The sequence below is a fragment of the Candidatus Hinthialibacter antarcticus genome (assembly GCA_030765645.1).
Taxonomy (GTDB): Bacteria; Hinthialibacterota; Hinthialibacteria; order Hinthialibacterales; family Hinthialibacteraceae; genus Hinthialibacter; species Hinthialibacter antarcticus.
Genome location: JAVCCE010000011.1, coordinates 171,778 through 198,474, shown reverse-complemented (window position 1 = coordinate 198,474; position 26,697 = coordinate 171,778). Strand labels below are relative to the sequence as shown.

Genomic DNA, 26,697 nt, shown 5'->3' with positions numbered 1-26,697 from the left:
ATACTGCTTAAAGCAAGTCCTGTTGCATTGGGGGCGGGGCTGATCCTGATAGACCGAGGTGTTCATACCCGGCGGGAGTCAGTACGCGCCCGCTTGGAGTGCGGTTAAGCAGGCCTTCTTGAATGAGAAATGGCTCGTAGACCTCTTCGAGTGTTCCTTCGTCTTCGCCCAGTGCGATAGCGATGGTGCGCAGCCCCACCGGCCCGCCGCTAAACTTTTCGACGATGGTACGCAGGATGCGGCGATCCATCTGGTCGAGGCCGATTGCGTCGATTTCGAGCATGTCGAGCGCTTCCCGGGCGACCGACTGAGTGATGGTCCCGTCGGAACGCACCTGGGCGTAATCGCGCACCCGGCGCAGCAGGCGGTTGGCGACGCGCGGCGTACGGCGCGAACGGCTAGAGAGCTCGTTGAGGCCGGATTCTTCGTAATCAATATTGAGGATTTTCGCCGAGCGGTGAAGGATTTTCTCTATGTCTTCGTCTTCATAAAAATTCAGCCGGCAATGGATGCCGAAGCGGTCGCGCAGTGGCCCGGTCAACATGCCGGAGCGCGTGGTCGCGCCCACCAGAGTAAAGCGCGGCAGGTCGAGTTTGATCGATTTGGCGTGAGGACCTTCGCCAATCAGCACGTCGATAAAAAAGTCTTCCATCGCCGGGTAGAGGCATTCTTCAATGACGCGATTCAGGCGATGAATTTCATCAATAAATAGTATGTCGCCTTCCTGTAATTCAGTCAGCAGCCCAGCGAGGTCGGCCTTACGTTCGAGCACCGGGCCGGAGGTGGTGCGTACGCTGACGCCCATCTCGTTGGCGATGATATGAGCGAGCGTGGTTTTGCCCAGCCCCGGCGGCCCCGCCAGCAGCAGGTGGTCGAGCGCTTCGTTGCGTTGGCGCGCGGCTTCGATGCAGATGGTCAGCTGTTTCTTGACCTCGTGCTGCCCGATGAAATATTCAAGCGTTTGCGGACGGATTGAGGCCGCAGTGTTTTCATCATCGGGCGCCGCTTCACGGGCGATTATGCGGTCTGTCGGGTCGTTCATGTTTATTATTTATAATATGAAATAAATAGTGTTGAATGAAGTATAATAAGGCAATAATATATTCATTTTGGAAATAAGGTTGTGTTTACTAATTTTTGGGGTATTTTAGATAGATTTAATTTAATTTTTTCTCTTCTAGGAGATCCATTTGCATTTCTCATCCCTTGTTGAAAACCATCAAAATAATCATTTTCACCTTCCCTGATTATATCAAAGTTATCAATAAATATTGTTTTGTAACCAATTATTTCAAAAGATGTTTTTCTTTTACGAGATGGCGCACCTCTATTTATTCTGTCTTTTTCATATTTTGATTTACCACCTTTTAGATTGTCATGCCATATTTTGAAAGATTGGTCCAGGTCATTGTATTCAGCATTGCCAATTGCAACTATATATCCAATCCCATATTTTAGTTTTATGCATTCTTCAATGGCTTCTCGGTCATTTAAGATTACCCATGGGTGTGAACTCGAATTTAATACATGTGCTTTGAAGTCCCATTGAAATTTATTTGAATAATCAATTTTTATGTTGCCAGAAATAATACCATTGCAGCCACCAAAATGTTGAAATGTTGTTTTTTTTGCTTTGTATTCAAAGTACCATCCTATCCATTCCATTTGCTTCCATTGATAATCAGCTTCTTTTAATTCCAAGATACAATTTTTTCCCTTCCATATACTTGGAAGAGATTTGATCAGATTTTGGACGATATTCTTCCCTTCTTGAATTGCTATATCGTTCATATTAATACCCAACTCTCTTAAGGGCATTGGTTAATGAAAAGCGGCCTCTACCAAACTCTAAAGACAATTCTTCAATAACTTTCCTTTTAGTTTTATATTTATAGATTAATTTTTCATATTTGTCTTTTAGTGTGGCTAAATCGGTGTCATTCCAGGGCTCGCCTTGGCTGAATAACATATCTTGCTGCGGGATTCTTAATGTATGTGATAGATGACCTTTTTCTAAATTTTGTAATTCTTTGTAGTGATGCTCAAAAGATTTTGTGTTGATTTCAAAGCCGCTGTAATCTCTAGATAAACCAAGTGCAACTTTTGCAGTAGAAAAACCGCCAAGAAAGAAGTCGAAAACTAAGTCTCCTTCATTGCTGCTATATTGGATAATTTTAGTTAATAATTTAATTGGTAATTCATTTTTGTTCTTTGTTTCACCGGGTTTGTATTCTTTATTAATAATCCAGACATCTTCTCTGTCTTTGTAATTCATTGAACCATTATCTTTGTTTTTTTCTTCTTGCCCATAACGTGCATTAGTATTAAATGTGTGCTTCTTTCCTTTTTTTATAAGATATAATATGTGGTAATGAGAGGAAACATATTTTGTCTTAGTGTATACTCCAAAATTATATTTCCATATTAAGTGATTCATCTCCTTTAGCTTAGTATTCTTTAATGAATTCAAGATGTGCACTAAATTCGTGTATCCAGAAACTATATAAATTGAACCACCAGGCTTTAAAATCCTCTCAGATTGTTGTATCCAATTATTGCTAAATTCTGGATAATCCGATTCTGGAATTTCTGTGTAACCATCTATAACAAATGATTCTTTACGATTATAATGTTTGTGAAGTTTGTCACCATTAATGCCATATGGAGGGTCAGTAATTATTAAATCAACGCTATTATCTGGTATTTTTAGTTTTGTGCCTTCGATGCAATCTTCATTAAATACTTTGTTCCTAATATCCATTCTTTAAACCTCATAATTCTAAATACTGTCTGACCGGAAAACACCAAGTAACTTATAATATTAAATAATGATCATTTTTTATAGGCCAAGGCTTGTCTAAGGAGCTCCAGCTAATTCACGCCAGGTAATTCACATTCACGTCGGCGACGGTCGATTGCGAGCCGTCGTTGCGGGTGAAGGACGCGGTTGATAACTGCGTTCCGCCGTTGATGTCGCGATGGGCTTCGACGTCATTCAACTGGATGGATGATATGCCTGCGTCGCGCAAGGATTGTAACTCGCCCGATTGGGAAACGCCGTCGAAATTCCTGTCAGCAAATAATCTCAGCGAACCATAAACCGAGTCACGGGAATCAATTCGGTTGTCGCGGTTGTCGTCATATTTACGCAGTTCTTCAAATCCATCTTTGGCGCCGTTCTGATCGCCGAACAATTCGCGCCCGCTGTCGATGAAACCATTGCCATTTTTATCGAGCGCCAAGAAAGCGTCGCCGCCGGTTGCGAAAGCGGTCTGTTCTTTTCTGCCGTCTCCGGTGATGTCAAACTGCGAGCCGTCACGCGCGGTCGTGAGTTCAACGCCGTCGCCGTCGAGGTCAAACACCAGCGGGTCGGATTGATTGACCTCTCCTTCGGCTGTGACGGAAGCGCTTTTTTGGTTCGAGGCGGATGAGGATGCGACGGCGTCAATGCGGCCTTCGATGTGAATGTTCAGGTTAAATGTGCTTTCATAATAGGCCGTGACTTTTTCGTTAATCTGCTCAACGGTGGTGGATAGCGGGTCTGTCTGTTCTTGGACTTCTTCGGCCCCCTCTAGACGCGCCAGCACTTGTTGGGCTTGCTGGTCGTCTTTAGACAGACTGCGAATCATTTGCAGATACGCGGCGGTTTGTTTGTCGCTGCGGGCCGCCTGTGCGCCGTCGCCCAGGGCGTCGTCTTGCTGGGTCGATGTATTAGAAACTCCAGCGCCATTGGGGCTGGAAGCAGTGTTCGAATGGCCGGCGCGAGAGAGGAGGGAAGACCTGCCGGATTCCTGAGCGGACGCTGACTGCCGCTCGAACCGGTCCCTCGCTGTCAGAACCGCGCGACGCTGCGTTTCGGTGCTGCCTTCGGCGGTGTCGCTGTTCTCGGCTAGAGAGGCAAGCGGAGGCCGAAGTGAAACGCGTTGTCGACTATTGGGTTCTGTACGGTTTCGGGATGGACCAATCTTAGATTGGTTCGTAGAATTCGTGTGGAAGGGCGTCGCCAAAAGCCCGGCTATCGGATCCATCGCCTCACCTCGTCAACCGACCAAAATCCGTCCGTGGATCCAATACGCCTTCCCTGGCTATGTTGTAATCATCGTCGGAAAGATGGAAAACCTTGAGTGAATTCAGCGGTGGATTGCAACCATTTGAAACGGTTCTGCTCTTTTTGATTGATCTTTTTTGACTTGTCGCTCAATATATATGATTGATGTGAACTGTGCACCTTTGCGCTTGTTGCCATCGCTCTTATACTCTTGTTTCTGTAAAACAGACAAATTACGCTGCATTTTGGCGTGTTTCGAACTGGCGCGGGGTGGAGCAGTGGTAGCTCGTCGGGCTCATAACCCGGAGGTCAGGGGTTCGAATCCCCTCCCCGCAACCAACTCTCAACTTCTCATAAGGTTCCTCTCTCATGAAGACGCAAGAAATCCGCGACGCCTATCGCGAATTTTTCGTCGAACGCGGGCATGAGGCTTGGCCCAGCGATTCGCTCGTTCCGAAAAACGACCCCACCTTATTGTTCTCAAGCGCTGGTATGGTGCAATTCAAGCCGTATTTTCTCGGCGAGATGGGCGATGCGCTCAAATGCGCCACCACCTGCCAGAAGTGCTTCCGCACCAGCGATATCGAAGAGGTGGGCTACACCGAGCGCCATCACACCTTCTTTGAAATGCTGGGCAACTTCTCCTTCGGCGATTATTTCAAACGCGAAGCGATCCGCTGGGCGTGGGAATTTTCCGTCGATGTGATGAAGATTCCCAAAGAAAAAATCTGGGTCAGCATCTACGAAGACGACGACGAAAGCGGTAAATTGTGGACGGATGAGACCGATATTTCCCCCAGCCGCATCGTCAAAATGGGCGCGGCGGATAATTTTTGGCCTTCATCGGGCATCTTAGGGCCGTCCGGCCCTTGTTCTGAACTCTACTATGACAAAGGGCCTGAATACGGCTCCGGTCGCGCCGACGCCAGCCCCGCCGTTGAAGGCGAAGACGACCGTTTTACCGAATATTGGAACCTGGTATTCACCCAATTTGACCGCCAGCCCGACGGCTCGCTGCCTCCGCTGGCCCGTAAGAATATCGATACTGGTATGGGATTAGAGCGCCTCGCCTGCATTATGCAGGGCGTCGAGTCGAACTACGAAACAGACTTGCTTCATCCCATTATCAAATATTTTGAAGAACTCAGCGGGCTGAAATTTCGCGACGATAAAACCAAAGACGTTTCGTTTCGCGTGTTGGCTGACCATGTTCGCGCGACCACGTTTTTGCTGACTGACCAGGTCACGCCCAGCAACGCCGGGCGCGGCTACGTCTTGCGCCGCATCATGCGCCGCGCTATTCGCCACGGCTTGAACCTCGGCGTTGACGCCAACCTGTTCTCGCCCGCGATGGAAGTCGTCTCGAATATCTATGGCAAAGAATACGGCGATTTGCCTGAGCGGTTGAATTTCACCCGACGCATCGCCGCCGCCGAAGAGGAAGCCTTCCGCCAGACGCTGAACCGCGGCCTGATTCGCCTCGAAGAAATGATCGGCGAACTGGAATCAGGCAAAGCCAAGACGCTGCCCGGCGACAAAGCGTTTTCGCTATATGACACCTATGGCTTTCCGCCGGATATGACCAGCGAGATTCTTACCGAACGCGGCTTTGAAGGATACGACGAAGACAAGTTCGAAACTTGTATGGAAGAACAGCGCCTACGCGCCCAGGCCGCCTGGAAAGGCTCCGGCGAAACCAAAGTCGAACTCGACATCAACGTCGCTGCGACGAAGTTCACTGGCTACGACTCCATGCGTGAAGAAAGCAAGGTTCTCGCGATTTTCCGCAACGGTGAAAAACAAGAATCCGCCGTGGCAGGCAATGAAATTGAGATCGTTGTAGAAACCACTCCGTTTTATGCTGAATCCGGCGGGCAGGTCGGCGACAAGGGCGTCATTGAAGGTTTGGGCGACAAAGATTTCTTTGTGCGAATCGAAACCACCCGCAAGACCGCTGCTGGCGTGTTCGTTCATTTCGGCGTAGTCGAGCGCGGTTCCGTGCAAGAAGGCGATGCGGTGCGGTTATGCGTCGACGCTGACTCGCGCCACCCGATTATGAAAAATCATACTGCGACCCACTTGCTGCAAGCGGCGTTGCAAAAGGTATTGGGCGAGCACATCAAACAATCAGGCTCAATGGTGTCGCCCGATAATTTGCGGTTTGACTTTACTCATTATGAATCCGTCAAGCCGCAAGAAATTCAGACTATCGAAGAACACGTCAACCGCTGGGTGAATGAAAACCACGCGGTCAAGATAGAAGAAGACTCAATTGACAATGCACGCGCACGCGGCGCCATGGCGCTCTTCGGCGAGAAATACGGCGACGTTGTCCGCACTGTCGAAGTCGTGAATGAAAGCGACGAAAAAATCCCCGTTAGCCTCGAACTGTGCGGTGGAACGCATGTTCGTAACACGGGCGAAATTGGGTTTTTCCGCATTTTATCAGAAAGTTCCATTTCGGCGGGCAACCGCCGCATCGAAGCTGTGACGGGTTCCCGCGCCGTACTCGAAGCGCAGCGCGACCGCCAGTTGCTCGCGCAAATCGCGGGTGGATTGAAAGTCTCTCCCAACGAATCGCCGGAGCGCGTCGTCCGCCTGCTCGACCAACTCAAGCAACTCGAACGCGACAATAAAGAACTCAAACAGAAATTGCTCTCCGGCGAAGCGGTCAATCTTCGCGACGGCGCCGAAGAAATCAACGGCGTGACGCTGGTCGCAAAGCAGGTTGACGTTTCGGATAAAGAGGAACTGCAAGCCGCGATGGACAGCCTGATGAACGGCGCTAAATCGTTCATTGGATTTCTCGCCAGCGCCAGCGACGGCAAGGTGACGTTTGTCTGCGGCGTTAGCGACGACCTGACGAAGACCTTTGATGCGGGCAAGATCGTCAAAGAAGCAGCGACCATTGCGGGCGGCGGCGGCGGCGGGCGTAAAAACCGCGCCATGGCGGGCGGAAAAGACGCCAGCAAATTGCCTGACGCATTGGCCCGCGTGAGAGAGATCGTGTCCCAGGCTCAACCCGCGTGAAAGACATCGACCTCACCATTGATACGCTGTCGACCCAGGCCGAGGGCATTGGCCGCGTAGACGGCAAGGCCGTGTTCGTCCCCTTTACGTTGCCGCAAGAAGCGTGGCGCGTTTCTATCATTGACCAAAAAAAGAACTACGACCGTGCGCTTCCATTGCAGGCGTACGGCGACTCGTTGAATGCGCATCCAGCGCGGGTGGCGCCGTCGTGCCCGTATTACGGTGAGTGCGGCGGGTGCCAGTTGCAGCATGTTTCGTATGAACAACAGGTCGAATGGAAGCGGCAATGGCTGGTGGAAACCTTCCGCCGCGTGGGCCGCATTGATGTGGAATGTGAGACGATTGCGGCCTCGCCTCCCTGGGAATACCGCAACAAATTGACGCTGCCGCTGCGCCGCATCGACGGCAAAGTGGCGTTGTATTATCACCGCGTGTATAACCCGGCGAAACACATCCCGGTAAATGATTGCGCGATTGCTCATGCAAAAATTCGCGCCGCGATGCAACCGCTTTCAGAGGCGCTGGATGATTGCCAGGCGATATTGCCGCCGCCAGATAAAGACGGCGCCCATCAGGCTTGCGCGGTGTTCCGTATGATCGACGGCGCGTTGCATGTTGAATTAAGCGACGTTCGCATTCCGAAAGCCCTGCTTTCAAACTTGGTGTTCTGCCTGATTACGGCGGAGACCAGTATTGATGTACTTCATTATCATCCTGAGACCAGCGATCCGGCGAAAGTCTATTCACGTAACGAGGTGAATTACGTCAAACCCAAAGACGTGTTTCGGCAGATCAACCCCGACGTACGCGAGGCGCTGTACGACTATGTACTGGCGCTGCCGTTTCAATCCAAGCGTTCGTTGCTAGACGGGTATTGCGGCGTGGGCGAGTTGACGCGAATGCTGACCCGGCGGTTTGATTACGTCGTCGGCGTTGAAATTAATGCGGACGCAGTTGAAATCGCGCGGGACGAAAGCAAAGACGAAGCGGAGAACTTGCAATTTTTATCGCAGCCGCTTGAGGCGTTTGTCCGGCGAAATTCAAGTGGATTCGATGCGATGGTGTTAAACCCGCCCCGCGACGGTCTGTCGAAGCCGGTGCGCAGGGCGTTGGCGCAATTTGGCTCAAACGATGTTGTAATGATCTCGTGTCATCCCGCTGCGATGGCGCGTGATGTGAATGTATTTCTTGACGCGGGCTATTCCATTCAATCGCTGCAAGCGTTTGATATGTTCCCCCAGACCTATCACCTCGAAGCTGTGATCCATTTGCAAAAATGATGAAAGTTTATCATTAGGTTTAACTTCTCGCCCTTCGGGGTGTAAGAAATACGAGAAGCCATCTCAAAACAACTTGTGTTTTGGTTGTGAAAGGCATGGGCGCATCTCTGCTCGCTTCAGTGCGGGCTTTCAGGCCCTTATGCACAGGCGCTTCCAGAGATGCGCCCATGCCAGAATTCGCTGGTTCATTTTTGACAGGCCCCAAACCTTTCTTGAACGAAATGGTTTTGAGATGGCATATAATTACACGGTTTGATATCCCGCTGCTTGCGACGGGGTTATTCATTAAAAAAGACCCTGTGGCTTACGCTTGAAATGCCGCAGGGGATTGGGTGAAGCGGCTTTCGTAGTCAGCGGCAATAAGCCGCGACGGAGACAAGCGTAACCCAACCCCGAGGTATTTCAAATTCTCATAACGATTCGGAACAAACGACTAGGGATTGGAAATAAGCGCTTCGGCTTCTTTGGCAAAGGGGCGTAGGCGGGAATTCGATTGTGCGCGAGTCTTTAGTTCAGATAACGCTGCGTTGGCGCGGATAATGTGTTGGGTATCGACCAGTGATTCGATCAGCGAAACATAGCCTTTGCCGACCGAACCGTACATTAGTCGAAAAAAATGGTCCAGTGCGTTTTTACCCATCAATTTTTCAAATTCATCGCGTTCAAAGTAGAGCGTACGTAGTACGACGGGGTTGTCAGAGTAGACGTGAATGATCGCCTCGAATAAGGGCATCAGCTTTTCCATCATTCGTTTGGCCCGGCGAAGTAATACGGGCAATTCTTTTCTTGCGGCGCTTAATACCTGGCTGTTCAGTTTGCCGAGGGCTTGTAAGGTTTTATCGTCGTCAGCAGTGAAGTTGGCTTGTTCGGTATGATAGGCTTCGAGTAGGCGCGCGTTGTCGCGGGCTTTGTCGAGTTCATGCCACAGTTCGCCCAAAATGCGGTCTAGGATGCGTTGTCTTTTTTGTTCGGTTTCCCATGATTCGGGCATCCGGTAGAGGTGGTGCGAGAGGTCTTTTAACTGGCGCAAATGGGTTTCAAGCAATGTGTCGATGGCGTCGTGAGAGATTTTGCCTTCTTCCACAAACGCGTCGCTCAGCGCATTCAGGTCATGCCAAGTGTAGTAGAGGCCTTTGATAAAGCGTACCCGCTGGTGGTTGCGCCAACTGGCTTGTGGGTCGTGTTGAAAGATTGTCATTCGTGTTAGACCTGTTTTAGTAAAGCGCTTAATGCGTTAAATACGGCGTCGGCAGGCAGCCTGTTCATGCAATGCGGCTCTTTGTCGCACCGGGTGAGGTAACACCCCAAGCAATCGACGTCTCCCTGAAGGATAACTCCCTGACCGTATAATTCCAACTCGGTTGCGGAAGTCGGCCCGACAAGGCATACCACCTTTTTCCTTAAAGCGAGCGCGGCGTGCAGCGCGAAGGTATCGCCGGTGACAACGGCGTCGCATAGATTTAACACCGCGCAAAAATCTAATATCGAAGGCCATAGCCCGGCGTCAATAAAGGGGACTTTGAGCGACTGCATGACCTTTTGCGCTTGCGCTTCATCGTCGGGGCCGTAGAGAATAATGATTTGGGCGTTGAGTTTCTGGTGGGCGTTCCGGGCCAGTTCGATGAAGCCTTCTGCCGGCCATTTTTTGTGCTGCCAGCGCTCGCCCGCGCCGACGTTAAGCCCAATTGAAATTTTATTTGCATCGAATTGAGCGCACTTGGCGAAAGCGTCCGCCGCTGCCAGCGACGCTTCCGGTAGATGCAGTTGGATCGGGCCGTAAGAGGCTTGTTCTGTGATGAGGTCCGCCATCAATTGCTGGTAGGTCTTTTGGTTTGCGCGTTTAACGTCATCCCACAAGCTCATTTCATACACGGTTTCCGCAGCGGGCGAAAACGGTTTGACGGCGCCAGACGGCGCCAGTCCATAGCCGTGTTTTGTCGGCGCAGAGACGGATTCCGCCAAAGCGCAGGCTTCGGGCGAAAGATCAAAGTTAATGCAAACATCAAACGACAGCGCCTGTAAGAACAAGAGAGAGGCGTCGTTAAATAATAGTGCACGATCAATGTTAGGATTATTGTTGATGAATGGAAGCGACCCCGCGCCGCAGACCCAGGTGAGATGTGACGCAGGGTAAAGCGATTGCAGCGTTTTGATTAACGCCGTCGTTCGCAATACGTCGCCGGTCGCACCCAGTTTGATGACGAGAATGCGCGACTGGACCGGATCGTATTGGGGGCAGCCGTCACAAAACACGCCGCTTTGTTTGTGCGGCGTACAGGGTCGGTCGCCAACATAATGGCGGCAGTCAGCGTGAACGGTTCTCAGCGCTTGCCTTCCTTTTCTTCTAAAAAGCGTTTTGCCATTGAAGCGAACGGTTCGGATTTTTTATCGCGGATCAATTTTTTTAGCGTGGATTCGGCTTTTTTCTTGTCGCCCGCTTCCCAATACGCGGTGCCTAACAAATATTGCGACTGATAGACGATTGACGGTACGTCGACTTTGTCGATCAGGCGTTGCAGCTGATTGATGGCCGCGTCATAGCGTTGGCTGTATAAATGTTGGGTGGCTTGCAGGATCAACATGCTGAGAAAAGCCGTCTTGGCTTTCTGTTTCAATTCAATGGACGCGTCCGGGTGTTCAAACAGACGTTGGAAATGAGAATCGGCTTCTTTGAATAGCCCCCGGTCGCGCAACCCGCGCGCATATCGGTAGAGAAAGTCCGGGTTGTCTTTGAGCGTTTCGACCTGGCTTTCGACTAAGGTGAACTCGTCAATATTCGCAATGGTTTGTTTTATGCGTTGAACCAGTCGGGTGCGCAGCAGCTTTTCGGCTTCGTAGCGAAACGAGATCAGTTCCCGCTCTTTTTCGTCAAAAAACAAGACGGCGGGAAGGCTATATACATTAAAGCGGCTGGCCAAGTCGCCGTTGGAGTCGATATTGATCTGCACGGCGATTAACTTATCTGAATAGCGCTGCACCAGCGCATTCGTAAATACTTTGTTGTCTTCGCGTAATGAAAATGGATGATAGAAGTACATCATCACGGGTTTGCCGCTGTCTTTTGATCGCTTGAATGCTTCGTCAGGGTCTTTGATCCAATCGAATGCGCAAACATCCAGATTGAGCAGAAGATTCAATGCAATCAGGCCAACGACGAAGGGCGCTAACATAAAACCAGACTTTCGCAAAATCATATATCTATGCCTTTCCTCCCAAGCGGCTCGAACTGAGCAGGAGATCGTACACAGTATAAAAGGTTTAACTCAACTTTGCAGGCTTATTCATCGGGAGTGATGGATTTATAGTGGTTGCCAGAATACTGTGCGGATTGAGTTTCCGTAACGGTATCCATCGCTAGGCCCTACGAGTGCGCTTTCCGCACAAATTTATACTAAGGCTCTAACAGTCATCCAGCGTAAATACCACGACAGTCAAATCGTCTTCAACCGGAAGTACGTCGAGGTCGCGTTCCAGGAACATTTGCAAATCCTGGATGATGACATCCAATAAATCGACCGAATCGTTGTTTCGGTTCTCTTTGAGAAGCGAGTGTAAGCGCTCCTCGCTGTATGTCATCCGTTCTTTGTTAAACAGTTCGACGACGCCGTCGGTATACAGGACGATTTTTTCGCCTGGCCCCATCTGAATCTGCGTTTCATCGTAATTCGGCTCATCCAGAACGCCCAAGGGGACGCCCCGGCTTTCTTCGAGTTCACAAATTTCTTCATCCGACGGACGCAACCAGACGGGAGGCAAATGGCCCGCATTTGAAAACGTGAATTTCTTTGTTTTTCGATCAAGGCGGCCTAAAAACATGGTGACAAATTCGTTTGAGCGAATCGAGCGAATCAGATATTCATTCAGCGACTGAAGTATCTCAGCAGGCGATTGATGATGTACGATTTTGCTGTGTAATAATGCACGGGTGATGCCCATAATAAACGCGGCCGGGCTGCCGTGGCCGGAGACGTCTGCAATTGCCAAGAAGACTTCGTCATCAGACGCCAGGATAAAGTCATAATAATCGCCGCCGGTTTTTCCATTGGGTTGATAATACGATCGGATGCTAAGTTCTTTATCTTCAACGTACAACGCGGGCAGTAGACTACGTTGTATTTCTTCTAACTGCCCAAGGTCGCGGTTGAGACGAGCGTGGGCTTGGCCTAATTCGTGAGAGATCGCGCCTAATTTTTTATTGTCGTCAATTAAAGTAAGCATCTCTTTTGATTTTTCCGATAGTGCGCTGTCGAGTTTTGATTGCAGAGTGACGACATGTTTTTCATACTCATTATCGCGAGATTGTAATGTCGTCCTTAATTGCTCAACCGCTGAGACCAATGGTTTGAGGATAAAAGGAGTCATTGGATGAGGGTTGTCGGAATAATCGCGTTGAATGAGTTTGAATATGATATGAGTCAGACCTGAGGAGGTTGAAAAGGTACGGATCAGCCCCCACGCTCCCCCTCCTGCGAACGCGAGCGCTAAGCCAATCAACCAAATGTTGAGAGTATCAAAGTATAACTCTTCGCTCCCGGTCAATTCATTCGCTCCTAAAATGATCGAACATGCAATTAGTAAAAATATAACAACTAAATTGAAGATTTTCATGTTGGGCTCCAAAAAAAAAATCAAAGATGCTTGGCAAAAATGCCGATTCAATAACAATCGCCTTAGCTCCAACTTGACCAAACCATGCCTTTAAAGGGCGTCAATAAACAAGTACAGTCGTTACGAGTTTCAAATACAATCGGTTTTAATGAGTGCAATGAACGTAATTCAAAGTGCGAAAAGTAGTCTTCTTTCTTGGTTGATTTGTGTTTCGCTATTGCTCATATATATATGCTACAATGCGATACGATATGACGCAATCCTTTTCAATTCGTATTATATAATTATCTCTTTAAACCCACTCAATTTTTTTCGTGCTTGGTATGACTTAACCATATTCGGCGCCATTGTTTACAGCGCACTTGGTGTTGGAAATCTTTTTCTCAATTTTTTTTCTCCTTTTCCTGATTTTATCTCAAAATCGGCTGCGAGTTTATTGTTAGGTTTGGGGGCGATTGCTGTTTGGTTGATGTCGCTGGTCTTTTTGCAACATTTAAGCGCCCTGTCGATATTCGTCCCGGGTATTGCGCTGCTTCTCATCGCAACGCCTGGAGTGGTTGTGTGGCTGCGGGAACAACTTGGGTGGTGTAAGCAGCAGGGCAGCATAGTAGAAACAGCCCGCGCGTATTTTTGGCCGGGGCTGGCGATTGGGTTTGCGGTTTGGATCGCTTTCTGGTCGTCGTTGCTGCCGCCGACCCAATCCGACGCGCTTCGATATCATTTGACCGTCCCTGAGTTGTATTTGCGTCACGGCGGTTTTGTCGCGCTAGATACTTTGTCTTTCTCGAATTTTCCGTTTTTGATTGAATATTTGTTCTTGATCCCACTCGAGTTCGGGTCAATTGCCGGGCCGAAGTTGATTCACTTTTTGTTTTTTATCATTACCCTGCTTCAGGCTGCGAAAATGGCCAATCACTGGGGCGGACGGCGAGCCGGCGTTATCGCGGCTTTATTAATTGCATCGACGCCGTTTGTCCCTATTTTTGCGTCGTGGGCGTTTATCGAGTTTGCTTTGTCGGCCTATACGCTATTCGCGATCCAGTGCGCGATGGCGGTGCGCAGCGCATTTGTGAACGGTGAGCGCTCCAACGCTTGGCGCTGGGCGATATTGCTCGGTGTTGTCGGCGGATTGTTGCTTGGCTGCAAATATACCGCGCTGGCGACGGTTGCGTTTTTGGGGCTTGCGCTGTTGTGGCCGGGCCGTGCGCCGAAACTCACGTTTTTACAGCGGTTTCCCATCGCGACGACGGCGATTGTGTTGGCGTTGCTGATTGCCTCGCCGTGGTATATCAAAAATATCGTCTTATTTAGCAATCCCGTGTTTCCGTTTGGGGGTTCGGTGTTCCCGACGCATGAGTGGACGGCCTTCAATCAGGAATTCTTTTCGTATCACGCAGGAATGAAGGGCAGCCTCAACGCGGTGCGCCAATCATCTGTGATCGAAAAAGTGACGGACTTTATCACGCTGCCGTTTCGCGCCACGCTTTATTCGAGCGACGTCTACCGCATCGAAAATTTTGGCGACATGCCGACGGGCGTCTTGTGGCTGGCTGGAGCGCTTTTGGCGATCTTTTGCCGGTCATGGCGGGCGGGAATGCCGTTTCTGGGCGGGATGTCGGTTCTGCTGTTTGTGTTTTGGGGCGCGACCTACCGCGACCTTCGCTTTCTCTTGCCGTGTCTCGTGACTGCGGCGCCGCTGCTGGGCGTCATTTGGTCAGATATGCTGGAGCGTACGCGCTCCTTGCGCTGGTTTATTGTTGTTGCCGTCTTCTATAATTTGATGACGACGCATGGTTTGACGCTGATCCCCGGCTCGTATATGCCGTGGATGCTCACCGGGGGCCAGGTCGATCAAGAAACCTATTTGCTCGAAATCAGCGACGAAACCCGCCATCAGAACCAGGCGTTTCATTTTCTCGAACAGAACGCTGAACCTCAAACCCGCGTACTCTTACATGGAATTCAGGAGCCGTTTTATTGCAAAAATGACTATGTATGGGCGGATTGGTTCGATACAGACGTTTTGATTTCCTGGTCATGGCAGGCGAACGGCGCCGATGCGTTATTAAAACGACTGCAAGCGGAAGGCATTGAATATCTCGCGCTGAATTATGGTAACATCAATCAATACAATCAGATGTACTTGCCATATTACCGCTTGTTCCGACTGCCGCGTGAGAAGGGCCTGCCGTTGCTGCGGGAATTTATCAGCAAAGAATACGCCCGGCTGCATTATCCGTATGAATATAACTTCTGGATTCAGGAATTTGTGCAGCGCTTGAGCGTTGCGGAGGCCGAGTCGCCCAATGTCGCTGCGTTAGAGGGATTATTGCACGGCGGTCTCTTGGAAGAAGTTTTTCGATATGACGAAAAGCCGGATGACTTATCCGAAGGAATCGTTGTTTTCCGGGTGCCAACTCAAGCGTCGGACGAAGAATGACCAATTTCCGTTAGACAAACCCATTGATTTAGGATACTTTATACTCCGAATCTCTGAGGGAGCGAAAACGCCCGAATGTCAAAATCCAATTGGATTATTCTTGCCGTAATTGTCGTCGTCGGAAGTTTGATTGGGATCGTCACCTTCCAGACTTACCGCTATTCCCAGGTTTCGTACGCTCAAACGCTATTTAACCAAGGCGATTACGTAGGAGTGATCGACTATTTAGAACCCAAAACCCAGGGTGAATACGGCACCGTTGACGCTCGCGTTCTTCGCGCGGAAGCGCTGTATCGCTTGCGTCGATTTGATGAAGCCCAACAGGTGTTGGAACCCCATCTGCGTTTTGGCGACGAAGACAAACGCGCCGTAGCGCTTTCAGGGTGGATTCTTTTAAAACAAGGCTCTCTCTTGCAGGCGCAAGACCGCTTTGGCCGTTTGGAAGCGCTTGGGCAGACGCAAGACGCGAATGCGGGGCTAGCCTCGGTATATCTTGCCCGCAGCGAGGGATACAAAGATAAAGAACTCGCCGACGCGCAATCTTATATTGCCGATGCTTTAGCAAACTCTCCCAACATGGCGGAAGCGCGATTGGCGTCCGCTGAAATGAAACTGATTGAGAGCAATGTCCCCGGCGCGGTTGAAGAAGCCCGCAAAGCCGTCGAACTCGAACCGTACTGGTCAGAACCGTACTTGATGTTGGGACGGGCGCTGTTGTCGGCGGGGAACTACGTCGAGGCAGAAGAGGCGTTTCGTAAGGCGTTGACGTATGGCGGTTCGCAAGACGAAACCAATTATTATCTCGCCCAGTCGCTTTATCGGCAGGGGCGGATTCGCGATGCACAAACCCAGTTAACCGAAATCATTAACGGCGGAGGCGAAATGAAAGCCTCGGCGTTGGTGGATGCAGCCAAGATCAGTTTGGCGCGTCAAGAAAACACCACCGCCTTGCGCCAAATGAAAGAAGCCTGGCAACTTAATCCGCGGCCCAGCGTCGGCATGTTTTTGTACTCAATCTATGCGCGGCTCAACCGTTGGGACGAGGCGGACGCGCTCTTAAACGAAATTATCGCCGACCGACCGTTTATTCCAGAAGCGCTTTTAGAACGGGGCCACCGGCTTTGGAACAGCGGCGACTATCAGCGCGCCTATGATTCATACCAAAACGCCGTCGAACAAGACCCCGACAATTTATGGGCGTATTACAATCTGGGCTGTCTGGCGTTAGAAGCGCCACAGCGCTTTTTGGCGCCGGAATACTTCAGCGCCGCGTTGCAAATTGATGACGCGTTTTTCCCGGCGCAGATCAACTTTGCGATGAGTTTGCTTGCCAACGAACGGCGCGGCGATGCGCGTTCGGTGATCGACCAATTAAGCAATGACCATCCCGCGTTTGCGGCGATTTTGCGCGTCCAGGCGTTGGAGCGATTTCAGGCGGGCGATACCCAAAGCGCTGTGTTGTTGCTGGAACGTACGCCAGTGGATGAAGAAAACCAAGCCACGTTGACGCTACTGCGTGGTGAGATGCTTTTGCGCGTCTTTCAATTTAATGATGCGCTGCAGGCGTTTCAAACCATCATTGACAAAGATCCCGAATTATTGCGCGCCCGCTTTGGCTTTGCGCACGCGGCCTATCGTCTGGACATGGTGGACGCCGCGAAATCCGCATACGACTACCTGGATAATCGCACCGACTCGCTGTTGCCGGAACGCAAAGATGAACTGCAAAACGCAAAAGCGCTGCTTGATTTGAAATCAGGCGATTTGGCCGCCGCCCGAAAAATTTGGGAGCAACTTGAGCGCTCTACCGAATGGGGCAAGCGGTTCGCTGAGGTGAACTTCATCTTGCCCAGCGCAGATTCGCCCAGCATACAAGATTTAGACCGCCTGCAAGAAGCGTCAAATGATCCCGATGCGCTGCCCGAGGCGTTATACAACCTCGCGCTGTTTTATCAACGCTCGTTCCGTAATGAGGCGTCGGTTTCGTCGTATGTTTCTCTGCTGGAAAAATATCCGCAGTTTCTGCCTGCGTTGGTTAACCTCGCGGACTTATATATTGATCGGCGGCGGTATGACGACGCGGCCCAAATGTTGAACCGCGCGCATCGCGCAGCGCCGGAGCGGGTCGATATCACCAACAATCAGGCGGCGGCGCTGCTCTATGCAAGTCGTACGGATGAGGCGGCGGCCTTGCTTGAAAGCGCAATTGAGCAGGATGGCCAAAACGTGACGTTGTTCTACAACCGGGGCGCCGCTGCTCTGCATAAAGGCGACTTGCAGACTGCTGAATCCTACTATCGACGGTTGAATTCGATTGCGCCTTCGACGGGAGAACGCCATTTCTTGGACGGATTAATCAAGATGCAAAAAGACGATTGGAGCGCAGCGGCTGAGTCGCTCGGTACGGCGCGTTCTACGTTGCCAAGTAATCCCTATATCGCTATGAATTACGGTATCGCCCTGGCGCGGCTCAATCGCCCCAATGAGGCGGAAGCGCAATTGCGGGAAGCGATTGCGTTAGATGCGAGACTGGCGCCCGCGTATCGCGCACTGGGCGTCTTGTTTGGCGACCGGGGGTTGTACTCACAATCATATAAATTATTGCAAATGAGTTCGCAGTTAGATTCGGACCAGCCCGGGCTACAGGAAGCGATTCAACGCGTCCAAGGCTGGATTGAGCAGGAAACGGGGTAGAACGTTCCTTGACGCTTGTTTTGAACGGACGATATACTAGCGATAGCGGGATGAAGGAATCTTTATTGTTGTTCCTCGTTGGATTTTTGGTTTGTGATCTGTACAGTCCAATCTCTTTTACCGCTTACCAAGTTATAGGTGATGAATAATGGCCGACCCAAAAGACGCGCCGCCCATTGAAAGCGACGACGCTCAACTTGAAGACATGGAAGACCAGCCAAGCGCATCCTCGTCAAAATATGACGTCGAGGGAGAAAGCGCCCAGCGATTGCAGGACGTTGATTTCGCGACGGTCGAAGTTGGCGCAGAAGACATGCTGGAAGCGTTGGCGCAACAGGCCAATATGGAGATTTTTCATCTCCGCAAAGTGCGCCTGAAAACTGAAGTGGTGAATTTTCTCCCCGAAAAATTATCGCGGCGGTTCAATGCGATTGTCGTTGACGCTGACGATGAGACTCTCAAAATCGCTGTCTCAGACCCTTTTGATCTCGACGCCCATGATACCCTGGGCTTTCGCTTTCCCGGGCGCAAAATCGAATGGGTGATTGCCCGCGAAGACGATGTCCGTATGGCCATTGAGCGCTATTACAAAGGCGACAACCAGATGGTCGAAGAGATGCTGAACGAGATCAGCGAAGAGGGCGGCGGCGGCGCTGCTGAGGGGAAATCTCTTAGCGATCTGTTAGACTCAGATATCAGCGGCGACGATGAAGGGCCGATTATTCGCCTGGTTGACTTGGTGTTTGAAGAAGCCGTTCGCTTGCGCGCCTCGGATATTCACTTTGAACCGTTTGAAAACAAATTCATCATCCGCTTTCGCATTGACGGCGTGTTGCATGAGATTCAGTCTCCCAGCAAGAAGTTGCAAGGGCCGATCTTGTCCCGTCTCAAATTGATGAGCGGTATGGACCTTTCCGAAAAGCGGGTCCCGCAAGATGGCCGTATTCAAAAAATGTTATTGGGCCGTCACTTTGACTTCCGCGTCTCTTCGCTGCCGGCGTTGCACGGCGAGAGCATCGTTACCCGTTTGCTTGAACAGTCAGGCGTCTTGCTTGGTTTGGAACAGATCGGGTTTCTAGAAGATACGGTCGCGCGGTTTAAGCAAATGATTCGGCGTCCGCACGGCATTATTCTGATGACGGGGCCGACAGGGTCGGGCAAGACGACGACGCTGTATTCCGCCTTGAATGTTATTAACAACGTCGATACTAAGATCGTTACGGTCGAGAACCCGGTTGAATACCAGATTGAAGGCATCAACCAGGTGCAGGTGAACGACGAAATTGGGCTTACATTCTCGCTGGCCTTGCGCTCAATCTTGCGCCAGGCGCCCAATGTTATTCTCGTCGGTGAAATTCGCGATCTCGAAACCGCTGAAATCGCCATCAGCGCCGCGATGACCGGTCACTTGGTCTTTTCAACGCTTCACACCAATGACGCTCCTGGCGCCAACACGCGTTTGGTTGAAATGGGCATCAAGCCCTTCTTGGTTTCTTCGGCTATCCAGGCGATTATTGCACAGCGTCTCGTTCGTACGACCTGCAAAGAATGCAAAGAGCCCTACGAGGCCGACCCGCTGGTCATTAAAGACCTCGGCTTTGATCCCGATGAATATCAAGGACACACATTTGTACGCGGTAAAGGCTGTGAAACCTGCAACTATACCGGCTACAAAGGCCGTACCGCGATCCACGAAATTTTAGAGAATTCGGATGAAATCCGCGACTTGGTTATGAATAACGCCAGCACGGACGAAATTCGTAAAATGGGCAGAAAACAAGGAATGCGCACATTGCGTGAAGATGGTTGGCAAAAAGTGTTGCGCGGCATGACCACCATGGTCGAAGTGGCCCGCATCACCGCCGCTGACGATTAGGCGTAAACCCGAACGGAATACGACTTGTATAAAATAGATAGGAGTGTCTGCTGCTGTGGCTACTGATAATTCTAAACGCATCCAGATGGAAGACTTATTGAAGATCGTCGTTGAGCGCGATGCTTCAGACCTCCACCTTCGTGTTGGACGTCCTCCGGTGATCCGCATTGACGGTCGCCTTGAAGATTTAGGAAACGAACCGCTTACCGCCAATGACACCGAATATTTGATGTCGAGCATCTCCCCTGACATGCACCGTGAATCCATCGCGGAAATTGGCAGCGCTGATTATGGCTACGCCTTTCAAAATCTGGCGCGGTTCCGTGTGTCGATTTTTCGTACTATGGGCAACTACGGCATGGTCATGCGGTTGATCCCGTCACGTATCCTGACCTTTGAAGATTTGGGCTTGCCGTCGCAAGTGCGCGAACTTCTTCACCGTCCGCGCGGTCTGGTGTTGATTGTCGGGCCGACGGGGTCTGGCAAGACGACCACGCTCGCGACCATGCTCGATTATATTAACCGTAACCGTGACACCCACATCATTACCATTGAAGACCCGATCGAATATTTTCACCCGCACCGTCAATCTATCGTGACTCACCGCGAACTGCACGTTGACTTGATTTCATTTGCTGACGGTCTTCGCTCGGCGTTGCGGCAGGACCCCGATGTTATTCTCGTCGGTGAAATGCGCGATACGGAAACGATGTCGGCGGCGATCACGGCGGCGGAAACCGGTCACTTGGTGTTCGCGACCCTTCACACCAACAGCGCGGCGGCAACCGTCAACCGTATCGTTGACGCGTTCCCCACCAATCAGCAGGAACAGATTCGTATGCAGTTGTCGGTTACGCTGATTGCTTGCATCGCCCAACAGTTGTTAGGGCGCGCGAGCGGACGCGGGCGTGTGGCGGCGTATGAGTTTATGGTTATGACAGCCGGTATCGCCAACCTTATCCGCGAAGCCAAAACCAACCGTATCACTTCGATGATTCAAACGGGCGGTAAGTTGGGAATGACGACGCTGGATGCATTTTTGAGTAGACTTTATTCTGAAGGAACCATTTCGGCGGAAGACGCCATCGAACGTTCGCAAGAACCTGACGAAATGCGCAAGAAAATTTTGTTCTCATAAATTGAACAACCCGATTGCCTGCGAAGGAAAAGGTTATGCTTGGACTGGGTAAAAAGAAAAAACAAGAACCGGCGCCAGTTGACGCCGAAGAGCAAAATCCATCCGTCGAAGAGCCAGCGCTAGCGACAGATGAACTCATGCCAGACGCGGTTGCTCATGTGGTCGAGTCGGAAGGCGCCGCTGCCGTTGGCGACCAATCCGGCGGCAACGCTCTGGCTGGCGAAGAAGCGGGGCAGGCGGTCCGTGACGCCGTGTTGGAAGAAGTGTCGCACGCCTCCGAACAAGAAACCCGCTACGCTTCCGAAGATGATCTTCTCGCCGTGCTTGCGCAACAAGTCGGCATGGAACTGGTCAAGATCAACAATTACACTCTCAATGATGAAATCATCAAGCAAGTCCCGCCTGATCTGGCCCGTCAGTATAAGGTGTTTCCCGTCGAACTGGATGAAGAGACCAATGTCTTGACGGTCGCCATTTCTGATCCGCTAAACGTACGCACCATTGATGACTTGCGTATGTGGCTCAACCGGGACCTGCGCGGCGTGATCGCGTCAGCGGATGACATCGAATCAGCCATCGAAGAATTTTATGGAACTGGTACGGAGTCGGTGGACGATGTCCTCAGCCAACTCGATACCGATGACGTTGAATTAGATTTAAAAGACGAAAGTTTTGGCGATCTGGAAAAGATCGTAAACGAAGCGCCGATTGTTAAGCTGGTCAACTTGATCTTGCTCCAAGCGATCAAAGAGCGCGCGTCAGATCTCCACATCGAACCGTTTGAAAACTCGCTTCGTATTCGTTATCGCGTTGACGGCATTTTGCATGAAACGGTGCCGCCGCCCGGGCATTTGACGACGGCGATTATCTCGCGTTTCAAGATTATGTCTGGTCTGAATATCGCTGAACGCCGTCTCCCTCAAGATGGGCGCGTGAAACTGACCATGGCCGACCGCAACATCGAACTTCGCGTCAGTTCGCTGCCCACTGTTAATGGAGAAAGCATCGTTATGCGTATTCTCGACAGCCAGGTGCTCAATATGGGCATCGAACAGTTGGGAATGCTGCCCGATACGCTGGAAACATTTGACAAAATGATTAAGCGCCCGAATGGAATCGTTTTGGTTACGGGGCCAACGGGTTGCGGCAAGACGACGACGCTGTATTCGGCGCTGAACCGTATTTTTAGTCCAATGTCAAAAATGATTACCACCGAGAACCCGGTTGAATATCAGATGGACGGCATCGTACAGGTCAACATTAACGCATCGGTCGGTTTGACGTTTGCGCGCTGTCTACGCGCCATTCTTCGTCAGGATCCTGATGTCATCATGGTGGGTGAAATCCGTGACTTTGAAACCGCTGGTATGGCGATCGAATCGTCGCTCACGGGCCACTTGGTTCTCTCAACCATGCACACCAATGACGCGCCGGGAACTCTAACGCGTCTGATTGATATGGGCGTTGAACCCTTCTTGATTACCTCTGCGGTGGCGGGCGTCGTCGCCCAGCGTTTAATGCGTACCATCTGCGGCGAATGCAAAGAACCGTATAAACCTGACCACGCATTAATTCGCGAAATGGGCTTTAACCCCGAAGAAGTAGAAAATATCACCTTCTTCCACGGCAAAGGCTGCGCGGAATGTAACTACACGGGGTATAAGGGCCGGGTGGGCGCTTATGAACTTCTGATCTTGAGTGAAGAAGTCAAAGAACTCGTGCTCGAACGCGCCGCCAGTTCCGTTATCTTCCAGCAAGCGCGTAAAGACGGTTTGCGTACTCTGCGTGAAGACGGCTGGGAGAAGATCATCCAGGGCATCACCACCATGGAAGAAGTCTTGTCTCACACCATTCACTAAGCATACAATTTCTCTGAATCAAAAAAGCCGAAGCGTCATCACGTTTCGGCTTTTTTTTATTGTGTCTGGTGTGAATTATTGCGACCATGGATATGAAGGAGATAGGAATATCGTTTTGAAGAAAATTAGCATTGCACTCCCTCCCGAAATGGCTGATACGCTGTTCAATCGCCTTCAATAAAAAATCCGACATATCGAAAATTGACAAACGAATTCAGGCATGGGTGCAACTCTGGGAGCGCCTGTGCAAAAGGGCCTGAAAGCCCGCACTGAAGCGAGCAGAGTTGTACCCATGACACATGCAGCAAAAAATCAAATATTTTTGAGTAGGTTTCTAGATTTTTGCTTTTTGCTTCTTCCAGTAATTTCTGTATACTAAGACTTGTAGCATTCAATCGTGATTGATTCTCCAACCTGACTAATTTCATCAAATTTTAATCATAAAATGGAACCCTGGTCTCCGCATAGGCGACCAAGTCCCTACTAATATACGAAGGAGAAATTGTTATGAAGGTTTTATCTACCGTGTTTGCCTGCGCCCTTGCGGCGGTGATGGTGGTTGCTGGAGTGGCGGTCGCAAGCGAAAAGGAGCATAAATCCGTGCATGAATTTACGATGAAAGACATCAATGGCAAAGAACTCAAGTTAGAAAAATTCAAAGGCAAAGTTGTTTTGCTGGTCAATGTCGCCTCAAAGTGCGGTTACACCAAACAATACAAACCATTGCAAGAACTCTATGGTAAGTATAAAGAAAAAGGTTTGGTTATTGTTGGGCTTCCCGCTAACAATTTTGGCGGTCAGGAACCAGGGTCAGACAAGGAAATTTTAGAGTTCTGTACAGAAAAATTCGACGTGTCGTTTCCGATGTTGTCAAAAGTGTCCGTTAAAGGCGATGACACTCACCCATTGGTCTCTTATTTGAACAAACAAGAAAACCCAGACTTCAAAGGCGATATCAATTGGAACTTTGAAAAATACCTTATCGGCAAAGACGGCAAGTTGCTGCACCGCTTCCGCAGCAAGACCGAACCGCTGAGCGAAGATATGACCAAGGCGATTGAAAAAGCGCTGAAAGCGTAAAACGGTCTGAAATCGTAATTGAAAAGGGCTTCCATCTGGGAGCCCTTTTTTTTTACCACTTACGAACCATCGTAATATGTTTTACGAGTTCATAGGGAACGTCAGGGAACTCGACTTCGACCACGCGGGCGCCGGTATTTTTGCCGGGCAGGCGGTATACGTAAAAATCTTTTGAGGTTAATAAATCGCCGTCTTCTCTAAAAAATTTGACGCGAAATTCCGCTGGGTGCCAGGGGAGCGGCTCCCGATTTTTGAGCAGGGCGACAAAGAAACAGCCTCGCCGTCCAAAGAATGAATAGGTTGTCGGATAAAGCCGCATGATGGGGACGTCGAAATATTCTTCCACATCCAAAATAAACTCACGACCATCATTGTTGACCATTGTTTTGCGATAAACGCTTGCCCCGGTGATATCAAAAACGTCGCCGCTGCTGGCAAATGGAATATAGGTTTCGGTTGCGCCGGGTACTGTCGCCGCTGCCGCAGGGGTGGTTGCTGCCGCGATGGGGCCGTCAATGCCCCAAACGATTTCACGGATTTGAGTCGAGCGGAATTGCTTGGATGAGTCGTCAGAAACCAGAACGATATCACTGGTGGAGCCAATATAACTCGCGGCGCCGTATCGACGCTCGCCATTCTGGAAAACCACCATGTCCGCAGACGCAAATTGACAAACAATCGCATGAGCGATCAGCAATAACTGCATCCATATCAAAGAGATTCTAGCGGTGCGCATTCAAACTCACCCTTGCTGTGTTCTGATGCTATAGTCAGATATTATAACGGAAAGCGTTTCAAATGCATGTTCCTTAAGTGCGCCCGAAGTGCTCTGCGGTCGATTTTGAAACGCGGATACAATGCGTAAGTACCACTATATAATTTTCGGCGGGAAACGATGTCATCTAAAGAATTGATTGCGCAGAAATTTATTCACCTGGTTGAAATCATGGCCGCGCTGCGCGGTGAAAACGGCTGCCCCTGGGATATCGAGCAAACCCATTCCAGCCTCAAAAAATATCTAATCGAAGAAGCCTACGAACTACTCGACAGTATTGATGAGGCCGACGACGCCGCCATGACGGAAGAATGCGGCGACGTGTTATTGCAAGTGGTCTTTCATGCGCAGATGGCGTCGGAGGAGGACCGGTTTGATATATTGGATGTGATCGAATCAATCTGCGATAAGTTAGTCAGGCGTCATCCTCATGTGTTCGGCGACCGCGACGCGGCCAATTCTGAAGAAGTGTTGCGCAATTGGGAGCGGGACAAGCAAAAAGAAAAACCCGAGCGCGAGTCGATTTTGTCAGGCGTCCCGCGCGACCTGCCCGCGTTGATGCAAGCCAGCGAGATTCAAAAAAAAGTGCGCCGCGTCGGTTTCGATTGGGAAAACGCGGATGACATGTTAGACAAAGTGGAAGAAGAGTGGCGCGAGTTTCGCGAGGCAAGAGAAAACAAAGATCCGCAACATATCAAAGAAGAACTCGGCGATATTTTGTTTGCCATGGTGAATGTCGCCCGCTATGTTGAGGTTGACCCTGAAGACGCGTTGCGCAAAACCAACCAGAAATTTATGCGGCGATTTTTGCATATAGAAACCGAAGTCAAAAAGCAGAACAAGACGCTTGAACAAGCAACCTTGTTTGAGATGGACGCGCTGTGGGAAGAAGCCAAACAGCGCGAGCGCAAGAGCGCGGGGTGACGCGATGGAACCAAAACGCATACTCATTACAGGCGGCAGCGGTTTTTTGGGGGGCGTACTCGCCCAGTATTTTCGTGACAAATACAAGACGGCGTTTACCTATTCAAACCGCAAGATTGCGATTGAGGGGTGCAAAGCCTACCATCTCAATTTTTTGCGGGTCGAGACCATTCATGTTGCCATCGACCTGTTTGAGCCGGACGTCGTGATCAATTGCGCGGCGCTGGCCAACGCCAAATCGTGTCAACACGACCCTCAATTGGCCAGGGAAATTAATATGGACGGCGCGGCGCGTTTGGTCGAGTCGCTGCCCGATTCAAAAATACGGTTCATTCATATTTCAACGGACTTGGTTCTCGATGGAGAACATGCGCCCTATACCGAAGACGACCCAGCGAACCCGATTAGCGTGTATGGAGACGTAAAACTTGAGGCGGAACGCATCGTGCTCGAGAGCGGCAAGAACACTGTCGTGTTGCGCCCCGCGCTGATTTACGGCCCGATGCCTGAATCGAAAAAAGGCTGCTTCATGCACTGGATGCTGCACCGTTTTCAAGCAGGCGAAAAAGTCAATTTGTTTACGGACGAGTATCGAACGCCCGCCTACGCGATCGACATTGCGCGGGCGGTTGATGGCCTGATGGATTCCAATAAGACTTCGCATCGCTTGTATCACATCGGCGCGCCGGAGAGTGTAAACCGGGTTGAATTCGCGACGATGTTGTGCGACGCGGCGGGGTGCGACCCTTCCTTGATCAATCCATGTCAACTGAAAGACGTGGATACTGGTTACCCCCGCACGCGCGACGTCTCGCTTGATAGTACGCGCATTCAAACCGACCTCGGCCTCACGCTTACGCCCATCTCGCAAGCATTGAGGGAGATTTTTAGGGAAGAGTGATGACTAGATTTGAAAAAAAAGAATTGTGAGTCGCATAAAATACA

Annotated in this window: 19 protein-coding genes and 1 tRNA gene; 11 read left to right on the top strand and 9 right to left on the bottom strand. The window is 50.4% G+C overall.

Annotated elements, in window-relative coordinates; translation table 11 throughout:
* Positions 1–7: 7 nt before the first annotated feature.
* The 4 genes from ruvB to P9L94_03710 form a co-directional block, all read right to left on the bottom strand.
* Positions 8–1,042 carry a Holliday junction branch migration DNA helicase RuvB gene (gene ruvB / locus P9L94_03725; GenBank protein MDP8243165.1) on the bottom strand — a complete coding sequence of 345 codons (1,035 nt, stop codon included), beginning with the start codon at positions 1,040–1,042 and terminating at the stop codon, positions 8–10.
* A gap of 62 nt (positions 1,043–1,104) precedes the next feature.
* Positions 1,105–1,791, bottom strand: a complete 687-nt coding sequence (locus P9L94_03720) for a hypothetical protein (GenBank protein ID MDP8243164.1) — start codon at positions 1,789–1,791, stop codon at positions 1,105–1,107.
* Position 1,792: 1 nt separating this feature from the next.
* On the bottom strand, positions 1,793–2,761 hold the full coding sequence (locus tag P9L94_03715; protein MDP8243163.1) for a site-specific DNA-methyltransferase: 969 nt from the start codon (positions 2,759–2,761) through the stop codon (positions 1,793–1,795).
* Between the two features lie 115 nt (positions 2,762–2,876).
* Positions 2,877–4,028, bottom strand: a complete 1,152-nt coding sequence (locus P9L94_03710) for a hypothetical protein (GenBank protein MDP8243162.1) — start codon at positions 4,026–4,028, stop codon at positions 2,877–2,879.
* A gap of 284 nt (positions 4,029–4,312) precedes the next feature.
* On the opposite strand from P9L94_03710, the gene P9L94_03705 reads away from it, so the two are divergent.
* From P9L94_03705 to P9L94_03695, 3 genes are all read left to right on the top strand, one after another.
* Positions 4,313–4,387 (top strand) — tRNA-Met (locus tag P9L94_03705).
* Between the two features lie 30 nt (positions 4,388–4,417).
* A complete protein-coding gene (alaS, locus tag P9L94_03700) occupies positions 4,418–7,078 on the top strand; it encodes an alanine--tRNA ligase (GenBank protein ID MDP8243161.1) in 2,661 nt (886 codons plus the stop codon).
* Positions 7,075–8,358 (top strand): methyltransferase domain-containing protein, encoded by a 1,284-nt coding sequence (locus P9L94_03695; protein ID MDP8243160.1) that lies wholly within the window; start codon positions 7,075–7,077, stop codon positions 8,356–8,358. The genes alaS and P9L94_03695 overlap by 4 nt, the downstream gene beginning before the upstream one ends.
* Before the next feature lie 433 nt (positions 8,359–8,791).
* Here P9L94_03695 and P9L94_03690 read toward each other — a convergent pair whose 3' ends face one another.
* From P9L94_03690 to P9L94_03675, 4 genes are all read right to left on the bottom strand, one after another.
* Entirely contained in the window at positions 8,792–9,556 is a 765-nt protein-coding gene (locus tag P9L94_03690; protein MDP8243159.1) for a hypothetical protein, read from the bottom strand.
* Positions 9,557–9,561: 5 nt separating this feature from the next.
* Positions 9,562–10,611: a glycosyltransferase family 9 protein gene (locus tag P9L94_03685; protein ID MDP8243158.1), complete on the bottom strand. Its 1,050-nt coding sequence runs from the start codon at positions 10,609–10,611 to the stop codon at positions 9,562–9,564.
* A gap of 68 nt (positions 10,612–10,679) precedes the next feature.
* A complete protein-coding gene (locus P9L94_03680; GenBank protein ID MDP8243157.1) occupies positions 10,680–11,552 on the bottom strand; it encodes a tetratricopeptide repeat protein in 873 nt (290 codons plus the stop codon).
* A 205-nt stretch (positions 11,553–11,757) separates the two neighbouring features.
* The gene (locus P9L94_03675; GenBank protein MDP8243156.1) at positions 11,758–12,966 is read right to left on the bottom strand and encodes a PP2C family protein-serine/threonine phosphatase; all 1,209 of its coding nucleotides are present in this window, start codon (positions 12,964–12,966) and stop codon (positions 11,758–11,760) included.
* A 469-nt stretch (positions 12,967–13,435) separates the two neighbouring features.
* On the opposite strand from P9L94_03675, the gene P9L94_03670 reads away from it, so the two are divergent.
* From P9L94_03670 to P9L94_03645, 6 genes are all read left to right on the top strand, one after another.
* On the top strand, positions 13,436–15,406 hold the full coding sequence (locus tag P9L94_03670; protein ID MDP8243155.1) for a glycosyltransferase family 39 protein: 1,971 nt from the start codon (positions 13,436–13,438) through the stop codon (positions 15,404–15,406).
* A 75-nt stretch (positions 15,407–15,481) separates the two neighbouring features.
* Positions 15,482–18,100: a tetratricopeptide repeat protein gene (locus P9L94_03665; GenBank protein ID MDP8243154.1), complete on the top strand. Its 2,619-nt coding sequence runs from the start codon at positions 15,482–15,484 to the stop codon at positions 18,098–18,100.
* Between the two features lie 148 nt (positions 18,101–18,248).
* Positions 18,249–19,976, top strand: coding sequence for a GspE/PulE family protein (locus P9L94_03660; protein ID MDP8243153.1), 1,728 nt, complete (start codon positions 18,249–18,251; stop codon positions 19,974–19,976).
* Positions 19,977–20,031: 55 nt separating this feature from the next.
* Positions 20,032–21,114 (top strand): type IV pilus twitching motility protein PilT, encoded by a 1,083-nt coding sequence (locus P9L94_03655; protein MDP8243152.1) that lies wholly within the window; start codon positions 20,032–20,034, stop codon positions 21,112–21,114.
* Between the two features lie 35 nt (positions 21,115–21,149).
* Entirely contained in the window at positions 21,150–22,973 is a 1,824-nt protein-coding gene (locus tag P9L94_03650; protein ID MDP8243151.1) for an ATPase, T2SS/T4P/T4SS family, read from the top strand.
* Positions 22,974–23,480: 507 nt separating this feature from the next.
* On the top strand, positions 23,481–24,053 hold the full coding sequence (locus P9L94_03645) for a glutathione peroxidase (protein ID MDP8243150.1): 573 nt from the start codon (positions 23,481–23,483) through the stop codon (positions 24,051–24,053).
* Between the two features lie 52 nt (positions 24,054–24,105).
* Here the strand turns inward: P9L94_03645 and P9L94_03640 are convergent, their stop codons facing one another.
* Positions 24,106–24,789, bottom strand: coding sequence for a hypothetical protein (locus P9L94_03640; protein MDP8243149.1), 684 nt, complete (start codon positions 24,787–24,789; stop codon positions 24,106–24,108).
* Between the two features lie 159 nt (positions 24,790–24,948).
* Here P9L94_03640 and mazG point away from each other — a divergent pair, with 159 nt between their 5' ends.
* Both mazG and P9L94_03630 read left to right on the top strand, forming a co-directional pair.
* The gene (gene mazG / locus P9L94_03635) at positions 24,949–25,752 is read left to right on the top strand and encodes a nucleoside triphosphate pyrophosphohydrolase (GenBank protein MDP8243148.1); all 804 of its coding nucleotides are present in this window, start codon (positions 24,949–24,951) and stop codon (positions 25,750–25,752) included.
* A gap of 4 nt (positions 25,753–25,756) precedes the next feature.
* Complete coding sequence (locus P9L94_03630) at positions 25,757–26,653, top strand: SDR family oxidoreductase (GenBank protein ID MDP8243147.1); 897 nt, start codon at positions 25,757–25,759, stop codon at positions 26,651–26,653.
* Positions 26,654–26,697 lie beyond the last annotated feature (44 nt).

Bases quoted from the DNA above. Each gene is read 5' to 3' on its own strand.
- P9L94_03675 (MDP8243156.1), bottom strand. From the start codon at position 12,966: ATGAAAATCTTCAATTTAGTTGTTATATTTTTACTAATTGCATGTTCG.
- P9L94_03670 (MDP8243155.1), top strand. From the start codon at position 13,436: ATGTCGCTGGTCTTTTTGCAACATTTAAGCGCCCTGTCGATATTCGTC.
- P9L94_03710 (MDP8243162.1), bottom strand. From the start codon at position 4,028: ATGGATCCGATAGCCGGGCTTTTGGCGACGCCCTTCCACACGAATTCT.
- P9L94_03630 (MDP8243147.1), top strand. From the start codon at position 25,757: ATGGAACCAAAACGCATACTCATTACAGGCGGCAGCGGTTTTTTGGGG.
- P9L94_03645 (MDP8243150.1), top strand. From the start codon at position 23,481: ATGAAGGTTTTATCTACCGTGTTTGCCTGCGCCCTTGCGGCGGTGATG.
- P9L94_03640 (MDP8243149.1), bottom strand. From the start codon at position 24,789: ATGCGCACCGCTAGAATCTCTTTGATATGGATGCAGTTATTGCTGATC.
- P9L94_03650 (MDP8243151.1), top strand. From the start codon at position 21,150: ATGCTTGGACTGGGTAAAAAGAAAAAACAAGAACCGGCGCCAGTTGAC.
- P9L94_03720 (MDP8243164.1), bottom strand. From the start codon at position 1,791: ATGAACGATATAGCAATTCAAGAAGGGAAGAATATCGTCCAAAATCTG.
- P9L94_03665 (MDP8243154.1), top strand. From the start codon at position 15,482: ATGTCAAAATCCAATTGGATTATTCTTGCCGTAATTGTCGTCGTCGGA.
- ruvB (MDP8243165.1), bottom strand. From the start codon at position 1,042: ATGAACGACCCGACAGACCGCATAATCGCCCGTGAAGCGGCGCCCGAT.
- P9L94_03680 (MDP8243157.1), bottom strand. From the start codon at position 11,552: ATGATTTTGCGAAAGTCTGGTTTTATGTTAGCGCCCTTCGTCGTTGGC.
- mazG (MDP8243148.1), top strand. From the start codon at position 24,949: ATGTCATCTAAAGAATTGATTGCGCAGAAATTTATTCACCTGGTTGAA.
- P9L94_03715 (MDP8243163.1), bottom strand. From the start codon at position 2,761: ATGGATATTAGGAACAAAGTATTTAATGAAGATTGCATCGAAGGCACA.
- P9L94_03690 (MDP8243159.1), bottom strand. From the start codon at position 9,556: ATGACAATCTTTCAACACGACCCACAAGCCAGTTGGCGCAACCACCAG.
- P9L94_03660 (MDP8243153.1), top strand. From the start codon at position 18,249: ATGGCCGACCCAAAAGACGCGCCGCCCATTGAAAGCGACGACGCTCAA.
- alaS (MDP8243161.1), top strand. From the start codon at position 4,418: ATGAAGACGCAAGAAATCCGCGACGCCTATCGCGAATTTTTCGTCGAA.